Origin of the sequence: Streptomyces sp. P17 (assembly GCF_032436805.1) — a bacterium.
Classification (GTDB): domain Bacteria; phylum Actinomycetota; class Actinomycetes; order Streptomycetales; family Streptomycetaceae; genus Streptomyces.
This window is the reverse complement of record NZ_JAVRBF010001021.1, coordinates 1-262: the sequence shown is the minus strand read 5'-3', so window position 1 is coordinate 262 and position 262 is coordinate 1. Positions and strand designations below refer to the sequence as shown.

1 protein-coding gene is annotated in these 262 nt (G+C 33.2%); it reads right to left on the bottom strand.

Going from position 1 to position 262, the window contains the following annotated elements; translation table 11 throughout:
- Positions 1-224 (bottom strand): hypothetical protein (locus RMT89_RS43805; protein WP_315889330.1); only part of this gene is annotated, 224 nt, incomplete at its 3' end.
- Positions 225-262 lie beyond the last annotated feature (38 nt).

Below are 262 nucleotides of genomic sequence, written 5' to 3'. Positions count from 1 at the left end.
CCCTTTAACAATTCAGTACGTGTGTTCGAATCATGTTCATATTGGAATTTTATAATTTCCCTAACGATGTCACGGTACACAACATCATGTTTTGATTTTTCATTTTGAGAACTTGTTTTTAGTGAAGATATCACATCATAAATTGTTTCTTTTGTGCTATCACATTTATTTTGTTCTACTGTTGCACTCAAATTAGTACAGAACCCAACACTGAACATTTCCAATTGTTCTTGATACGTATATGGTGTAAGGTTGTTGGCCG